The 16,694-nt window shown below is 68.0% G+C and carries 14 protein-coding genes and 1 pseudogene; 9 read left to right on the top strand and 6 right to left on the bottom strand.

The window, feature by feature from the left end:
- Positions 1–193: 193 nt before the first annotated feature.
- From OG257_RS01340 to OG257_RS01325, 4 genes are all read right to left on the bottom strand, one after another.
- Positions 194–1,183 (bottom strand): helix-turn-helix domain-containing protein, encoded by a 990-nt coding sequence (locus tag OG257_RS01340; protein WP_329204154.1) that lies wholly within the window; start codon positions 1,181–1,183, stop codon positions 194–196.
- Between the two features lie 294 nt (positions 1,184–1,477).
- Positions 1,478–2,368 (bottom strand): LLM class F420-dependent oxidoreductase, encoded by an 891-nt coding sequence (locus OG257_RS01335; RefSeq protein ID WP_329204153.1) that lies wholly within the window; start codon positions 2,366–2,368, stop codon positions 1,478–1,480.
- 405 nt (positions 2,369–2,773) lie between these two features.
- Positions 2,774–3,124 carry a DoxX family protein gene (locus OG257_RS01330; RefSeq protein WP_329204152.1) on the bottom strand — a complete coding sequence of 117 codons (351 nt, stop codon included), beginning with the start codon at positions 3,122–3,124 and terminating at the stop codon, positions 2,774–2,776.
- Positions 3,125–3,196: 72 nt separating this feature from the next.
- On the bottom strand, positions 3,197–3,931 hold the full coding sequence (locus OG257_RS01325) for an alpha/beta fold hydrolase (RefSeq protein WP_329204151.1): 735 nt from the start codon (positions 3,929–3,931) through the stop codon (positions 3,197–3,199).
- 473 nt (positions 3,932–4,404) lie between these two features.
- Between OG257_RS01325 and OG257_RS01320 the strand changes: the two genes are divergently transcribed.
- Positions 4,405–4,773, top strand: coding sequence for a winged helix-turn-helix transcriptional regulator (locus OG257_RS01320; RefSeq protein WP_329204150.1), 369 nt, complete (start codon positions 4,405–4,407; stop codon positions 4,771–4,773).
- On the opposite strand, the pseudogene OG257_RS01315 reads toward OG257_RS01320, so the two are convergent.
- Positions 4,749–4,919, bottom strand: a pseudogene (locus OG257_RS01315) (IS5/IS1182 family transposase); the annotation flags it as partial. The gene OG257_RS01320 and the pseudogene OG257_RS01315 sit on opposite strands and share 25 nt — an antisense overlap.
- 89 nt (positions 4,920–5,008) lie before the next feature.
- Between OG257_RS01315 and OG257_RS01310 the strand changes: the two are divergent.
- Positions 5,009–5,764, top strand: coding sequence for a hypothetical protein (locus OG257_RS01310; RefSeq protein ID WP_329204149.1), 756 nt, complete (start codon positions 5,009–5,011; stop codon positions 5,762–5,764).
- Between the two features lie 170 nt (positions 5,765–5,934).
- Positions 5,935–7,047 carry an acetate/propionate family kinase gene (locus tag OG257_RS01305; protein WP_329204148.1) on the top strand — a complete coding sequence of 371 codons (1,113 nt, stop codon included), beginning with the start codon at positions 5,935–5,937 and terminating at the stop codon, positions 7,045–7,047.
- Between the two features lie 387 nt (positions 7,048–7,434).
- Here the strand turns inward: OG257_RS01305 and OG257_RS01300 are convergent, their stop codons facing one another.
- Positions 7,435–9,207, bottom strand: a complete 1,773-nt coding sequence (locus OG257_RS01300) for a PucR family transcriptional regulator (RefSeq protein ID WP_329204147.1) — start codon at positions 9,205–9,207, stop codon at positions 7,435–7,437.
- A 488-nt stretch (positions 9,208–9,695) separates the two neighbouring features.
- On the opposite strand from OG257_RS01300, the gene dnaK reads away from it, so the two are divergent.
- Genes dnaK through trxA form a run of 6 tightly spaced genes read left to right on the top strand, consistent with a single transcriptional unit; the run spans position 9,696 to position 16,641 of the window.
- A complete protein-coding gene (dnaK, locus tag OG257_RS01295; RefSeq protein WP_329204146.1) occupies positions 9,696–11,594 on the top strand; it encodes a molecular chaperone DnaK in 1,899 nt (632 codons plus the stop codon).
- A gap of 7 nt (positions 11,595–11,601) precedes the next feature.
- Entirely contained in the window at positions 11,602–12,189 is a 588-nt protein-coding gene (locus OG257_RS01290) for a nucleotide exchange factor GrpE (protein ID WP_329204145.1), read from the top strand.
- A 6-nt stretch (positions 12,190–12,195) separates the two neighbouring features.
- Positions 12,196–13,149: a J domain-containing protein gene (locus OG257_RS01285; protein WP_329204144.1), complete on the top strand. Its 954-nt coding sequence runs from the start codon at positions 12,196–12,198 to the stop codon at positions 13,147–13,149.
- A complete protein-coding gene (locus OG257_RS01280) occupies positions 13,146–13,556 on the top strand; it encodes a chaperone modulator CbpM (protein ID WP_329204143.1) in 411 nt (136 codons plus the stop codon). The genes OG257_RS01285 and OG257_RS01280 overlap by 4 nt, the downstream gene beginning before the upstream one ends.
- Entirely contained in the window at positions 13,547–16,186 is a 2,640-nt protein-coding gene (clpB, locus tag OG257_RS01275; protein ID WP_329204142.1) for an ATP-dependent chaperone ClpB, read from the top strand. The genes OG257_RS01280 and clpB overlap by 10 nt, the downstream gene beginning before the upstream one ends.
- Entirely contained in the window at positions 16,183–16,641 is a 459-nt protein-coding gene (gene trxA / locus OG257_RS01270; RefSeq protein WP_329204141.1) for a thioredoxin, read from the top strand. The genes clpB and trxA overlap by 4 nt, the downstream gene beginning before the upstream one ends.
- Positions 16,642–16,694 lie beyond the last annotated feature (53 nt).

Below are 16,694 nucleotides of genomic sequence, written 5' to 3'. Positions count from 1 at the left end.
CCCCGGTCCGCACCCGCGCTCACACCGGACAGCCCGGGCCCACCACCCCTTACGAGGCGGGCCCGGTGTCCGAACAACCATGACAAGGAGAGACCCCGGACCAGGAGCGCGAGGCGCCCGGTCGGCCGCTCGCGCTTGCCGGCTGTCGAGCGGGGCCACAGCTGGCGGCCCCTCGGCCCCGCGCCACTCGACCTCACGGGTCGACGGCACGCAGATTCTCACCGCCGCCAATGTGCAGGGCTCGCCAGTCGCTGGGAGTGATTCCGAAAGCGCCCTTGAAGGCGCGACTGAAATGGGAGGCGTTCGGAAATCCCCACCGGTACCCCACCGCCGCAATCGACCGGTGACCTGCCCAGGGAGCCACAAGTTCGGCGCGGCAGCGTTCGAGTCGCTGCGAGCGGACCCAATCGCCCAGGTGCACACCATTTCGTGAAAGGACCTTGTACAGCTGACGGAGCGAGACGTGGTGGTAGGCCGCGACGCGAGCCGGCGTCAGGTCGTGATCACCGAGGTGGGCCCGGACATAGTCCATGACCCGCAGATAGAGCGTCTCGTCCGAAGCCTGGAAGGCCGCTCGGTGGTCACCGACGCGGGCCGTGATGAGAGCCCGCAGCAGTTCGATGCCCGGCCTTCCTGCCGCGTCCAAGCCGTGGCCGGGAGACGCCGTGGGTCGGGCCTGCTGGCGCGCAATTCGCCGCAGACAGGTGGCAGTAAGGTCGGCCAAAGGGTCCCGGCGGCTGAACAGTACCGCAGTGGAACGCTCCAACAGCCTTGTTGGCAAAGCCAGTTCCGTGTGCGGGATCCGGAAGTAGTGCTGATGGATCCCGTCCCTGTTCAGGAGGGAGTAGGGGCGGGTGGTGTCGTACAGCACCAGGTCACCGGGCCGCAGCACGGCCTCCCTGCCATCCTGCACAACCATGCTGCTGCCGGTGACCTGCAATCCGACGAACACGCTCGGCTCCATATCGTCCCGGGCAAGTGCGGGAGTACGCCGAACAGTGGTGGCATTGGCGCGCACCGAGCAGACGGTCAATGGACCGACACGGCTGATCGCGCCCACTGTGCGGATCAGCCGCGGTTCGGGTTGATGGGTGATCTCCACCCGCACCACGCTGCTCCAGATCACCTGGCGAATCGCCTCCGCACGCTCGCCAGGCGCCATGGACGTGCTGTCGATCAACATCAGCTGATTGCCTCCCCCCGGTGCCGCTCGGCGAGCCGGCGCCTGAGCAAAGTCAAACGGGTGACGGCATCGGTGACAAGTCGTAGCTGGACGGCGGGACGAGAGCTTCCGCTGGGGTACGAACCGGGGTCCACCCGGGCGGACCACCGCCACCTCTCGCGGCGGGTTCCCCAGCAAGTTCCACCTGAGCGCGGACGGCCGCTGCCGCCCACCGTCCCTGATCGTCACTCCAGGCCAGCGGGCAGACTGTCAGTCATCACTTTCGACTGACCGGCCTGCCGCGCGAGCCGTTCTCTACAGCTCGTCGGCGAAGGCCCCTGCCAGCTCACGCCATTCGGCCCGCGGCAGGCCCGAGCCGCCCTCGTCGGCGGTGAGCACCTGGAGTGCGACGTGGTCGGCACCGGCGTCGAGATACTCCCGTGTCCGGGCCCTCACACGCTCGGCGTCGCCGAGGGCGAAGAGCGCGTCGAGGAGGCGGACGCTGCCGCCTCCCTCGAAGTCACTCTGCGCGAATCCCAGGCGCAGCAGGTTATCGGTGTAGTTGGGCAGTTGGAGGTACATCCCCAGCATGTTCCGTGCAGTGGTGCGGGCCCGCTCGAGGTCGGTGTCGAGCACGACTGACAGCTCCGGGGCGAGCAGCGCGTCGGGGCCGAGAGCCTCGCGTGCCTCCGCCGTGTGCTCGGTGGTGACCAGATAGGGGTGCGCGCCCAGTGCCCGGCCGGCCGCGAGCTTCAGCATCTTCGGGCCGAGCGCCGCCAGGACCCGACGTCCGGAATCCACGGGCGGGGTGGCGGCGTCCAGTCCATCGAGGTAGGCCACCATCGCGCTGTACGGCTTCGCGTACTGCGGCACCATCGGGCCGTGGCTGACGCCCAGACCGAGGACGAATCGCCCGCGCGCGCTCGCGTCGAGCGCCGCGACCCGCGCAGCCACCTCTTCGGCGGTGTGGTCCCAGATGCTCAGGATGCCGGTGGCCACCGTGACCGTGCGGGTGGCGGCGATGACGGCCGCGGCGTCGTCGGGGGAGGGGCTGCCCCCGAGCCAGAGAGTGCCGTACCTCAGCTCTTCGAGCTCGGCGACCGCCTCCGCGATCGCCCCCTTGCCCGCGTCGTCTCCCCGCGCCCCGTGCAGGGCACCGCTCCAGATGCCGATTCGTCCGAATGCCTCGCGCGTCTCAGAAGTCATGGTGTGATCAACAGCCTTGCGTGCCCGCTATTCCCGGCCGCGCGGAGATTCATCCGTATGGATACAGCGCAGCGGCGCGGTCTTCGAGAGTGCCTCCCAGATGGTTCACCCGGTGTTCCCCTGGCGTGGGTGGGGGACGAGCGGTCGCGGTCAAGTTGGAGGGCGGGATCTCTCCCACCAAGAGAGCCCTTGCGCCGGCGAGATCAACCCGGCCGAGCGGGAAGCGCCACGCCCTCGCAGGCGAGGTTCCGTTCCGTGGTCTCTGTACGCAGTGGGCGCCACCCGGCAGAGGGTGCCCGGCGGCCGTGGCGCGGCCGGTGCTGGAGGACAACTCCGCCATTCATGCTGAGTCTTTGGTCGGCTGCACGGCGGCGCGTTGATGCCGCGTCGGGTGGTGGAGGGCAGTCACAGGGTTGAGGAGCGCAGTGCGATGAGGGCGATGGCGACAGCTGCGAGGACGGCTGCCGGTGGTGCTCCCTTGTAGTCATTGGCGCGCAGGTGTGTGGCGACTGCGCCGATGAAGTAGAGCGTCAGGGCGACGGCGGCGGCTATTCCGAGGGGCCCCCACCAGAGTCCGACGACGAGGCCGCCGGTGCCTGCTATCTGGGCGACGCCCAGGAACGGCAGTACGCCATAGGGCAGGCCAAGGGTGGACATCTGGTCGACGAGCCGCTTCGGCCGGGTGAATTTGGCACCTGCCGAAGCCAAGAGCACCGCCGACATGAGTACAGCGACGATGGCGTAGGTGATGAACATGGTGGGACCTCAACTGTTCAGCGGGGTGGAGTATCTGGACAATCGCCGACCTGGTCGTGCTTGCTTCGCAGGTCAGGCGTTTTCGAGCAGCAGGGCGCTGAGTTCCGCGGGCTTGGTGATCATGGCGTCGTGGCCGGTGTCCAGCTTGTGGACGCGTGACGGTTCGCCGTTGGGCTGAACCTTCGGGATGGGCCGACGTGTGACGTCCTCGGGCTCGTTGCCGATGCAGAGAATGTGAACCCGGGGGATGGACGCCTGTGCGGGGTTGTCCATCTCGGCGGGCTGCTGGAAGCAGAGGACCGACTCATCTGTCAGCGTGGTCCTGAGCCAGGCGATGTCGGCTGGCTCGGTGACTCCGAAGAGGCCGTGGGGTGCGGGGAACTCAGGCAGAGGCGGAATGCGCCAGGGCTCGGCACTGCCGGCGGCACCGTCGATCATGACCTGTGTGAGCGGCATGACGTCGATGGCGTTCTCGCCGTGCGTCGGCACCATCGCGTCGAGGTACAGCAGGCGGGAGATGCGCGCGGGAACCTGGTTCGCCACGCTTGAGATGACCATTCCCGCGTAGCTGTGCCCGACGAGGACGATGTCGTCCAGGTCGTTGGCGAGGATGAGGCTGACGATGTCGTCGGTGTGGGTGGCAAGGCCGATCTCGGGGCTGAGCAGGTGTGCCTTGTCCCCGTGGCCGGCGAGGGACGGCGTGAAGACACGGTGGCCCTGGGCGGTGAGCAGTGGGGCGACGCGGTTCCAGGACTGTCCGTCGTGCCACGCACCGTGTACGAGGACGTAGGTGGTCGGGCAGGTCATAACTGTCTCCTTGGCATGGGTGTGTATCCACTGGCGGGTGAACTTGGGTTCCACGCGCGTACTGCTGGGCGTGCTTGCGGTGCAGGGCGGCTGACAGACCCGGCACGATGACGGCTGAGGCGACTGTTCAGCCGGATTCGCTTCGCACGGTGGGTGCGACGTCCAGTACAGATCGACGGCCGGTTGGGCCCGGGCGGGACTGCCTCCCAGATGCGCCGGCGTCATCGGCAGCCCCAGACGGCCGGCACGGCGGGCGCAGTCCGGTGACCCTGCAACCGAGTACGTCGAGCCCCGCCCCGTCGGTGAGACGCAGGCGTCCTCGATGCCGCAAACTCGTTGCCAGGTGGTGGCGCCTGGGACGATGTCGGTAAGGGAAAAAGACGCCGAGTTCGACTTCGGTGCACTTCGAAGTGGTGCGCTGCATACCCTCGACGCTAGGCAGCCGTTAGGTACCTGAAGGTACCCTTCAGCTCGTGAGCCTCCGTCCCGGCACCGTCTTCCTCGCCGACTGCCCAGCGCGCCTGGCCATCGAGATCATCGCCAGCAAGTGGGCCGTGGTCACGCTCTTCGCTCTGAGCAACGGCCCCTTGCGCCACGGCGAGTTGGTCGAGCTCATCGGAGGCGTCTCGCGCAAAGTACTGACGCAGACGCTGCGCCGCCTCCAGGACAACGGGCTCATCGAGCGACGCGCGTACGCCGAAGCACCACCACGCGTGGAATACAGCCTGACCGAGCTCGGGCGCACCTTGGAGGAGCCCATCAGAAGGCTCACCGAGTGGGCAAGAACCAACGGCGAGGCCGTCGTCGCCTTTCACGAGACAGCTGAGGAGAAGGACGCATAGGTCCCGAAGAGCGGGGCGAGCTGCCGCAGCGTCAGGTTCGTCCGCCAGTACGTGGCCACCGGCAGGAGGAGGACCCGGTCCTCCAGAAGCGGGCTCCATGGCGGGCCCTTGGGAACAGAGTCTGCGCCCTCGCGTCGTAACGCGGAGGCAGAGACAGAGGCGATGGCGGTCCTGCCTCTTTGCTGAGCGGTTACAGCGGTGCCGACTCCACCCTGCCCGTGAACCGGCCACCCACTTGATCAGCGAGCCAGTGGACGCGGGCGATCTGGTCGCCGTTCCGGTCCGCGGCGTGAACGTGGACGGTGTGGTCCTGGGCCGCTTCACACCCAACAGTGCGGCGTCGATACGCAACGCCGTCCGTTCCATTGCAGCATTTCTTACCTGGCTCGACGAGCGCGACATCCTCTTGGCCAGTCTGGCCCAGGGCGACATCGACACGTGGCTGTCCGAGAGGCGGGATCGCCGACACATCCGGCTCTTCCTACGCTGGGCCCACCAGCGCCGCCTCACCGGAAATCACGAAATCTCAGACCGGCAGCGGGACGAGACCCACCGTTGGTGGAGCCAGAGCGAGCACTGGGCACATCTCCGACGCTGCCTGCACGACGACATGCTTCCCCTGGAGGTACGCGTCACCGGGGCCCTGATGCTGCTCTACGGGATGCCGATCACACGGATCTCCGTTCTCACGCATTCCGCCATCACTGCCGGCAGCACGCCCCATTTGCTCATCGGCGAGTACCCCGTCATGCTGCCGCCAGCCGTCCATCAACTCCTGCAACGCCAAGCCGAACACGCCGTACAACACTCGGCAGTAGGCCGCATCACGGCGCGCCCCAGCTGGCTCTTGCCTGGCTACGCCGCCGGAACACACCGTTCAGCGGCCACCCTCGCGCGCAAGATGCTTCTCCACGGCTTGCCCGCGCGCCCCAGCCGGAATGCCGGCCCTACATCGGCCGTAGCGGCGATTGGAAGTCGCCAGTGGGTCTGAGCGCCCTGCTGATCGGTACGCCGATTGCTGGTCTGCCGGGCTCGCTTAGCGCACCGTTCTGTTTCCAGTGCGATCGGATCGGGTACTCAGTGCCGGGGCGTGGAAGCCCGCTACGAAAGTCATGAAAGTCATTCGAGGGATGCTTGCGGAACGAGGGAGAGGATCGGCGTGTGCGCACACGAACCAGCCCGGTCTTGGTTGCTGACGCGGGGTCATCGAGCCTGCGTCTGACGGTCTTCGGGGACGGTGGTCAAGTCCTCAACGAGCACCACAGTGACTCTCCGCCTGGCGAGGGGGCAATCGGATCGCTGCGGCAGCTACTGAAGGAAGGGCCGGCTCCCACAGCTGTGGGTCACCGCATCGTCCACGGCGGATCGGAGCTGCGCAGCCACACTCTGCTGGACGACGATGTGCGTGCCCGCTTGAACCGGGTGGCAGACCTCGCGCCATTGCACGTCCCCCAAGCACTGACCGTTCTGGACGCGGCTCGGGATCTGCTGCCGGGAGTTCCGCACGTCGCCTGCTTCGACACCGTCTTCCACGCCGGCTTACCCGTTGCGGCACGGGAGTACGCGGTACCTTCCAGCTGGCGCGATCAGTACGGACTGCGCCGCTACGGCTTCCACGGTCTGTCCTACGCCTGGGCGCTGGCCCGCACCGCTGAACTCCTCGGCCGCCGTCCCGAGCAGCTGCACCTGGTGATGGTGCACCTTGGCGGTGGCTGCTCCGCCTGCGCGGTGCGTGATGGGCGCAGTGTCGACACGACTATGGGCTTTACGCCCTTGGAGGGTCTGGTGATGAGTCGTCGCAGCGGCAGCGTCGACCCTGGCGCCCTGACCTGGCTGATCACACGGAAGAATGTGTCTGCGAACGAGATCGAGGACGCTCTGAATCACAGGTCCGGTCTGCTCGCCCTCTCCGGCACTTCGGACGACACGCGCGACCTGGTCCGCAGCCGGGCGGCAGGCGACGAGCGCGCCGCACTCGCCCTTGACGTCTTCACCCACCAGTGCCGTCGCGGCATCGCAGGCATGGCCGCATCCTTGAGCCGCCTGGACGCTCTCGTTTTCACCGGCGAGATCGGCGAGGACCAGCCTGAGGTGCGTGAGGAGGTGTGCGCAGGGTTGTCTGTGTTCGGCCTCACGGGCGGCCTGCGACCACTGGTCGCCGAACGTCCCGAAATCATCAGCGAGCCCGGCGCGCGAGTTCCCGTTGTGGTCGTCCCCACCGGAGAGGCTCAGCAGATCAACATTGAGACCCGGGCTCTCTTGGCTCACCGCTGAGGCGGGCCGATGCCACCGCCACGTCGGCGTTCGGAGTTCACACAGGGCCGGACGCTTGCGGGGATATCCGATGCTTCGAAGAAGCCGAGGGATCAGGCATGACGAGAGTGACGGTCAGACGGTGGCCACGATGTACCGGCTCCTGTGGACATGTTCTATGAACGTTGCTCAGCCTGGGGTCGTGCGCTGCTGCCGCCCTCGCAACCAGCAGACAGCGCAAGCGTTGTGGGCAGCGGGCGAACACGCTGCTGCGCAGTCACGAGACCGGCGGGGGCGGAAGCGCGGCCCGCCTGCATCCGACGCCCGGACGCACACATCACGGTCGAAGGAGCGGACCTCCCGACTCCAGGGCCGGGTAATGCGCTTGCCCAGCTCCTGTACCAGGCATCAGCCGGATCCGCCCAACACGATCTTCCACACTCGGGTCGCCACCTGGAGGTTGAGCCGGTCCTCGACGTTCGCGAGGTCGTTGCCGCTGATGTCGCGGATGCGCTGGAGCCTGTAGCGCAGCGTGCTGCGGTGGATCGCGAGGGATGCGGCGGTCTCGTCGTAGTTGCCGCCGCAGTCGAAGTACCGCGACAGGGTCTCCACCATGGCCGCGTGGTGTCGGGCGTCGTAGTCCATGAGCTGCCCGAGCCACTCGTGGACGAACGCCTCCAGTTCCCGGTAATCGTTGCCAGGTCCCAGGATGCGGTAGAGGCCGAGTTCGTCGAAGAACGTCATGCCGTATCGCTTGCGGGAGTGGCGGCGCACTTCCAGGGCGCGCTGCGCCTCCTGATATCGCTGGGGGATGTCGTCGGGGGAATCGCATCGGGCGCTCACGCCGATGGTCCCGGACGGTGTCCCCGTCTCCAGGGTGAGCGCCTCGTACAGCGCTCGGGCGTGCGGCCTGTCATCAGCGAGCAGGACCACGTTCTCGGCACGTCGGGTCAGCAGTGAGCGCATGCCCACGGCAGAGGCCGCCCGGCCCACGGTCTGCGCGAAGGAATCGTCCGTCCGGTCCGACCAGTGCACCACGACGATGTAGTGGCTGCGGCGCAGGTCGTGTCCGACGGCCTCGGACCGGGCGTAGGCGCTGGTCTCGTCCGTTCCTGCCAGTAGGTCGTCGGCCAGCTCGCGGTGCAGCCTCAGTTCCACTTCGGCCAGGTTGCGCAGGTGCGCCAGCTCCGGGGCGAGCGACGTGGCGGCCTGTTCCAGCGCGAGCACGGTGTGTTCGTCTGCCTCGCCGTGGGGGTCGACCAGAGCCAGCGTGCCCAGGATCTCGCCGTGCGGGCGGACCAGAGTGATCAGTCGGTCCTTGATCCGCGCCGGCCCGGCCTCCCGGCCAACGGCGTTCAACAGTTCGTCCTGGCGCACGGGGTCCGGTTCCGGATAGGGGTCGGGTCGGCTGGGGCCGGCCCAGGACCTCAGTCGGCCGAAGCGGTCCTCGACCAGAGCGGGGAGTCCAGTCAGCCCGTGCAGGGCGTGGGTGACGGCCTCCTCGGCATCGGCCGAGGCGGCGACTTTGGCCATGCGTGCGTGAACGGTTCGCCGGTATGCCAGCTCAGCTACGACGGCGATCAGCTGTCGCTGGAGGGCTGCGCGTTCCTTCCTGAGCCGGTCCAGCTCCAGGACCCCCTCGCGACGGCGGCGGTGTGCGACCGCGACTGACAACGCAGCAGCGGTGTGCCTGACGAGTGTGGCGAGCAGGGACCGCTGGGCTTCGGTGGGCCGGGAGCGGGACGTCACTACAAGATAACCGTGGAGTCCCTCGAGTCCGCGCAGTCCCAGGGCCCGGCCCCGGGGCCTGCCGGGCACGGTCACAGAACCGTCCTGTCCGGCCAGCTCCCGCACCCTCCGGCCCACGGCCAAGGCATGATTCTTCCGGTTCCTCGGGCTGGGGACGAGGTCACCGTCCGCTTCGAGGTAGCCGGCCTCGGCGATGTACGGCCCGATGGCGGCTATGTGGTCCATGGCCAGGCGCAGGATCTCGCGTTCATCCGGGGTGTCGAACAGAGTGCAGGACAGCAGCGTGAGTTCGTGGAGGGCATGCTCGGTGGGGGGCTGAGCAGGGCGGTGGGGCTCTCCGCGCGCGGCTGCGGGGGCCCGCCGGGAGCTGTCCCGCGACATGCTGCCCTTTCGGTCGGAGCGGTACAGGTTGTGCGGCCGGCTCCTGGCCATGGGATCACTCCCGAGCCCTCAGAGGGCGAGTCGAGCGGTGTTTCGGCCACCCCGCTCACGAACCACCCCGTGCGAAATGTCCGTATTTCCACTCTAGTGCTCCTAGGGTGACCGGGCTCGTGTACTTCTGGCCGGCCAGGCGCAGGCGTGGAACCACGCGGTTCGCCATGCTGGGATGCGTTCGAAGTCCTCCGCGTGTGAACCGGCACGAGGTGCAGGGCGACGCCGGAGCTGAATAGCACGTCGGCTGCCCTGTACGAGGCGTACCGTCTGCCTGTTCGGGCTGGTGAACCGCCTAAGCCCCGCCGCGTCGGTCTTGTTCCTCGCGCTTGCGGCTGATCTTCAGAGTGCTGGTCGGGAAGCTGTTCGCATGATCGCGGTGACGCAGTACCTGGCGCGCCGCTGGGCGCCCGCGGAGGTCCTATCCATAGCTGAACGAAAGCGAACCGGAGAGTCGGCGCAGGCCGCAGCACCGGGAGGAGTTCCTCATGGCCAGGGCAGTGGGTATCGACCTGGGTACCACCAACTCGGTAATCGCCGTGTGGGAGGGCGGCGAGCCGTCCGTTGTGCCCAACACCGAGGGCAACCGAACGACACCGTCCGTGGTGGCCTTCACCGACACCGGGGAGCGTCTGGTGGGCCAGATGGCCCGGCGCCAGGCGATCCTCAACCCCAAGGGCACCATCTACTCGGCCAAGCGATTCATCGGCCGGCACTTCGACGAGATTTCGGACGAGGCGAAAGCGGTGGCGTACGACGTCGTCGAGGGCGACGGCGGAGCGGCCCGCTTCAAGGTGCGCGACAAGCTGTACGCGCCTGAGGAGATCAGCGCACAGGTGCTGCGCAAACTCGCCGACGACGCCTCCAAGCAGATGGGGGAGCGCGTCACGGAGGCGGTCATCACGGTGCCCGCCTACTTCAACGACGCCCAGCGCACCGCCACCAAGGATGCCGGTCGGATCGCGGGTCTGGAGGTGCTGCGGATCATCAATGAGCCGACGGCTGCCGCTCTCGCGTACGGCATGGACAAGAAGGAGCACGAGACCGTCCTCGTCTTCGACCTGGGCGGCGGCACCTTCGACGTGAGCATCCTCGATGTCGGCGACGGCGTGGTGGAGGTGCGCTCCACCGCCGGGGACAGCCACCTGGGCGGCGACGACTTCGACCGGCGCCTGGTGGACCATCTCGCAGACGGCTTCCAGAAGGAGAACGGCATCGACCTGCGGAATGACCCGCAGGCGCTGCAACGCCTGTTCGAGGCGGCGGAGAAGGCCAAGACCGAGCTCAGTTCTGTGACGCAGACGCAGGTCAGCCTGCCGTTCATCACCGCCGATGCCGCGGGCCCCAAACACCTCACCGACTCCGTCATGCGGTCCACATTCGAGCAGATCACCGGCGACCTCGTGGAACGGTGCCTGGAGCCGGTCCAGCAGGCAATGGCCGACGCCAAGGTCGGTGAGAGCGACATCGACGAGGTCATCCTCGTAGGCGGCTCCACACGCATACCAGCGGTCCAGGCCCTGGTCCGCCGGCTGACCGGCGGCAAGGACCCCAACATGAGCGTCAACCCCGACGAAGTCGTGGCCCTGGGCGCCGCGATCCAGGCCGGGGTGCTCAAGGGCGAGGTCAAGGACGTCCTGCTGCTCGATGTCACACCCCTGTCGCTGGGCGTCGAGACGCGCGGCGGGGTCATGACCAAGATCATCGAGCGGAACACCACCATCCCGGTGCGGCGTACCGAGACGTTCTCCACCGCCGAGGACAACCAGCCGGCCGTCGATGTGGTGGTCCTCCAGGGTGAGCGCGAGCGTGCTGCCGACAACCGCGTGCTCGGCCGGTTCCAGCTCACCGACATCCGGCCGGCGCCGCGAGGCGAACCCCAGATCGAGGTCACCTTCGACATCGACGCCAACGGCATCCTCAATGTCAAGGCGCGCGACGGGGACACCGGCAAGGAACAGGGCATCACCATCAGCGAAAGCTCCAACCTGGACCGCAGTGAGGTCGAGCGCATGGTCCAGGAGGCCGAGAGCAACCAGGGCCAGGACCGAGAGCTCCGCGAGGCCGTAGACGCACGCAACGAGCTCGACGCCGTCGCGTACCAGGTCGAGAAGCGCCTCGCCGAACTGGGCGACGCAGCCCCCGCGCACGAGAAGGCGCGCGCCGAGATGCTCGTCTCCGATGCCCGGGCGGCGGTCAAGGAAGAGGCAGGCGTGGAGCGTGTGCGGCCACTGGCCTCCGAACTCCAGCAGGTCCTCGCCGGACTGGCTGCCCAGCAGGGTGCCACCGCCACGGGAGGCCCGGGCCAGGACGCCGCCACCGGCGCTCCCCCGAGTGGTGGCAACGATGACGACGATGTCATCGACGCCGAGTTCGACAAGGGTTGAGGCCGCCATGCCCCGATACCCCCACGAACCCGAAACGGCCCCGGAAGGCGCCGCAGGCCCTCCCCGCGAGGACTCGCATGAACCCGCCCCGCCTCTCCGGCCGCAAACGACAAACGACGAAACGGGACCCGACGTCGTCGGCCCTGCAATCGCGGAGGATGAGTACCCAGCCGCGATGAAGGAACTGGAGGACCGCTGGCGGCGCGCGCTCGCCGACCTCGACAACCTGCGCAAGCGTCACGCCAAGGAACTGGAGCGGGAGCGGACGGTGGAGCGTTCCCGTACGGCTGCCGCCTTCCTGCCCGTCCTGGACAACCTCGAACTCGCCCTGTCCCACGCCGACGCCGATTCGGATGCGGTCGTGGAAGGCATCCGGACAGTCCGCGACCAGGCGGTGAACGTCCTCGAACTGCTCGGCTACCCGCGGCACGCGGAGACCGGCGTCGCCTTCGACCCGGCCCGGCACCAGGCGGTCAGCGTGGTCCATGACCCCGACGTCGAGCCGGGCACCGTCGTGCAGGTGCTGCGCCCGGGCTACGGCGATGGCGATCGGCAGCTCAGGCCCGCCACCGTGACTGTCGCGAAGCGGGAGTGATCTGTCATGGCACGGGACCCCTACGAAGTGCTGGGAGTGTCGCGGACCGCGAGCCAGGACGAGATCCAGCAGGCATATCGCAAGCTCGCCCGCAAACACCATCCGGACGTCAACAAGGATCCGGCGGCGGAGGAACGCTTCAAGGACCTCAACGAGGCATACAGCGTGCTGTCCGACCCGAAGACCCGGGCACGCTACGACCGCTTCGGTGAAGACTTCCGCAAGATCCCCGAAGACTTCGACGACCGGGTCGCGGCCGGAGCCGGTGGCGGATTCCGTACCCGGCGGACCGCCGGCGCGGGCGGCCCCGGCGTCCGGTACACCACCGGCTTCGGCGATGGATTCTCAGCCGAGGATGTCGACATCGAGGATCTGCTCGGCTCGCTCTTCGGCGCAGGCGCCGGCTCCGCAGGAGTACCGGGAGCCGACCAGGAGGCCGAACTGCCGCTCACCCTCGAGGAGGCGTACAAGGGCGGCCGCCGTACCGTCACACTCGCAGGACCCACCGGGCAGCCGCGGCGCTACGAGGTCGACGTCCCGCCGGGCGTCACCGACGGGCAGCGCATCCGGCTGGCGGGAGAGGGAGGGCGGGGCAGTGGTGCCGCACCTGCGGGCGACCTGCACCTGCGGGTGAGGATTCAGTCCCATCCTCGGTTCCGGCTGGACGGCCGCGATGTCCACGTGCAGGTCCCGGTCACCCCCTGGGAGGCGGCCCTGGGTGCGACCGTGCCGGTGCCCACCCCCGGCGGTGGCACAGCCAAGGTCACGGTGCCTGCCGGCTCGTCCACCGGCCGTCGGCTGCGGCTGCGCGGCGAGGGCATGCCGAACCCGCGCGGTGCGAACGGCGACCTCTACGCCGAACTCCGCGTCATGGTGCCACCCACGCTTGGCGACCGGGAGCGTGAACTGTTCGAGGAGCTCGCCGCGACCTCCTCGTTCGACCCCAGGAGGACGCGATGAACGACCGACCCACGGGAACGGCAGGCATCGGCCGGTCCGGTGCAGGCGACCGTCCGGTACAGCCGGTCACCTATGTCGCCACCGCTTCGACGGCTGTCCGGTATGCGCTCGTTCCCACCCCGAGACTTTCCTTGGAGGCCGTGGCCCGTCGATCGGGTCTCCATCCTGATCTGGTCCGCCGGTTCGTCGCCCTCGGGCTGGTCGACGCCGAACGCGACGCCGCCGGCCACCTGGTTTTCGACCGCGACGCCCCAGCGGCACTTGCCCGCATCCAGCGGCTGCGCTCCGGACTCTGCCTCAATTACGCATCCATCGGCCTGGTGCTCGACCTGCTCGACCGCATCAGCCTGCTCGAAACCGCCCTGCGCGCCCGCGGCACGAGGAGTGATACACCCCCATGGACATGAACCGTCTCACACAGAAATCCCAGGAAGCCCTCCAGGAGGCCCAGACCGAGGCCGGCCGCATGGGGCAGACCGAAGTGGACGGAGAACACCTGCTGCTCGCACTCCTCGATCAGGAGGACGGTCTGATCCCACGGCTGCTGCAACAGGCCGGAACCGATCCGGAGAAACTGCGCGCGGCCGTGCGCGAGGAAGTCTCCCGCCGCCCGAAGGTCACCGGCCCCGGTGCGGCACCCGGCCAGGTCTTCGTCACTCAGCGCCTCGCCGGCCTGCTCGACGCCGCTGAACGGGAGGCCAAACGCCTCAAGGACGAGTACGTGTCCGTGGAGCACCTCCTGCTCGCCCTGGCTGAAGAGGGGGCATCAACAGCCGCCGGACGTCTGCTCAACCAGGCCGGGATCACGAGGGACTCGTTCCTGGGCGCGCTGACCCAGGTCCGCGGCAACCAGCGCGTCACCTCCGCCAATCCCGAGGTGGCCTACGAGGCTCTGGAGAAGTACGGCCGCGATCTCGTCGCCGAGGCCAAGGAAGGCAGGCTCGACCCGGTCATCGGCCGGGACGCCGAGATTCGCCGCGTGACCCAGATCCTGAGCCGCAAGTCCAAGAACAACCCAGTCCTCATCGGAGATCCCGGTGTCGGCAAGACCGCCATCGTCGAGGGCCTCGCCCAGCGCATTGTCCGCGGTGACGTCCCTGAGGGCCTTCGCGACAAGATCGTGTTCGCCCTCGACATGGGCTCCCTGGTCGCCGGCGCCAAGTACCGAGGAGAGTTCGAGGAACGCCTCAAGGCCGTGCTCAGCGAGGTCAAGGCTGCACAAGGCGGCATCTTGCTCTTCGTCGACGAACTGCACACCGTCGTCGGTGCGGGCGCCGCCGAAGGAGCCATGGACGCGGGGAACATGCTCAAGCCGATGCTTGCCCGCGGCGAACTGCACATGATCGGCGCCACCACCCTCGACGAGTACCGCAAACACATCGAAAAGGACGCAGCCCTCGAACGACGGTTCCAACAGGTCCTGGTCGACGAGCCCAGCCTGGAGGACGCCATCTCCATCCTGCGTGGACTGCGTGAGCGCCTGGAGGTCTTCCACGGCGTCAAGATCCAGGACACCGCGCTGGTCTCCGCCGCCACCCTCAGCCACCGCTACATCACCGATCGATTCCTGCCCGACAAGGCCATCGACCTCGTCGACGAGGCATGCGCCCGGCTGCGTACCGAGATCGACTCCATGCCTGCCGAACTCGACGAGATCACCCGCCGCGTCACCCGCCTGGAGATCGAGGAAGCCGCCCTCTCCAAAGAGACCGACCCCGCCAGCAAAACCCGCCTGGAGGAACTGCGCAAGGAACTGGCCGACCTTCGCGGAGAGGCCGACGCCAAACACGCCCAGTGGGAGGCCGAACGGCAGGCGATCCGGCGTGTGCAGGAACTGCGCCAGGAACTGGAGCAGGTCCGCCACGAGGCGGAGGAGGCCGAACGCGCCTACGACCTCAACCGCGCCGCCGAACTCCGATACGGCCGCCTCCAGGACCTGGAGCGCCGACTCGCAGCGGAGGAGGAGCAGCTGGCCACCAGGCAGGGACAGAACCGGTTGCTGCGCGAGGTGGTCACCGAAGAGGAGATCGCCGAGATCGTCGCCGCCTGGACCGGCATCCCGGTCGCCCGCCTGCAGGAGGGTGAACGCGACAAGCTGCTGCGCCTCGACGAGATCCTTCGCGAGCGTGTCGTCGGCCAGGACGAGGCCGTCCAGCTCGTCGCCGACGCGATCATCCGCGCCCGCTCCGGCATCCGCGACCCTCGCCGCCCCATCGGTTCCTTCATCTTCCTCGGACCCACCGGCGTAGGAAAGACCGAGCTGACCAAGACTCTCGCCCGGGCGCTGTTCGACTCCGAGGAGAACATGGTCCGCCTCGACATGAGTGAGTACCAGGAGCGGCACACCGTCAGCAGGCTCATGGGCGCACCACCCGGATACGTCGGCTACGAGGAAGGCGGCCAGCTCACCGAGGCCGTACGCCGCAAGCCGTACTCGGTGGTGCTGTTCGACGAGATCGAGAAGGCACACAGCGACGTCTTCAACACCCTGTTGCAGATCCTCGATGACGGCCGCATCACCGATGCTCAGGGCCGCACCGTCAACTTCCGCAACACCGTGATCATCATGACGTCCAACATCGGCTCCGAGCACCTCCTCGACGGCGCAACCGCCGAGGGTGAGATCAAGCCTGACGCCCGCGCCCTGGTGATGGGCGAACTGCGCGGGCACTTCCGTCCGGAGTTCCTCAACCGCGTCGATGACATCGTGCTGTTCAAGCCGCTCGGTGAGCGGCAGATCGAACGAATCGTGGAGCTGCAGTTCGACGAACTGCGGCAGCGGCTCGCGGAACGTCGCATCAACGTAGAACTCACCGATGCGGCCCGAGAGCTGATCTCCCACCAGGGCTACGACCCGGTGTACGGCGCCCGGCCGCTACGGCGGTACATCTCCCACGAGGTCGAGACGCTGGTCGGGCGCGCCCTTCTGCGCGGCGACGTCCAGGACGGCGCGACGGTCCGCGTCGACGCCGAACACGGAGAACTGGTGGTCACCTACGACCAGCAGGACGAGGCCCGGGAAGCGAGGGCAGCGTGAACACCACCCGTACAACGACGGTGACCTGCCCGCACTGCGGGCGCGGCAACCGCATTCCTGTTGCCGCTGAGGGACGCCCCAAATGCGGCCACTGCAAGCAGCCGCTGCCCTGGGTCGTCGACGCCGGCGACGACGACTTCACCGAAGTCGCCGACAACGCCGTCCAACCTGTCGTCGTCGACCTCTGGGCCACCTGGTGCGGCCCCTGCCGCATGGTCAGCCCCGCCCTTGAACAGGTCGCCCGCGACCTCGCCGGACGGATCAAGCTCGTCAAAGTCGACATTGACAAGAACCCAGGAGTCAGTCGGCGGTTCGAGGTCCAAGCAGTGCCCACGCTGCTCGTCCAGGACCGAGGCGAGACGGTCGCCCGACAGGCCGGTGCCGCACCGGCGCACGTCCTGCGTCAGTGGGTCGAACAGGCCCTGGAAGGACGGCAGACCACCGCGGGTCGGTGAGTCGGCATGGCCCGGCCACCACAAGGGCTCTCCGGTAACGAAAGGAGCCATGA

It is taken from the genome of Streptomyces sp. NBC_00683 (genome assembly GCF_036226745.1).
Classification (GTDB): Bacteria; Actinomycetota; Actinomycetes; order Streptomycetales; family Streptomycetaceae; genus Streptomyces.
The sequence above is the reverse complement of the archived record's forward strand: the minus strand, read 5'-3'. Positions and strand labels throughout refer to the sequence as shown.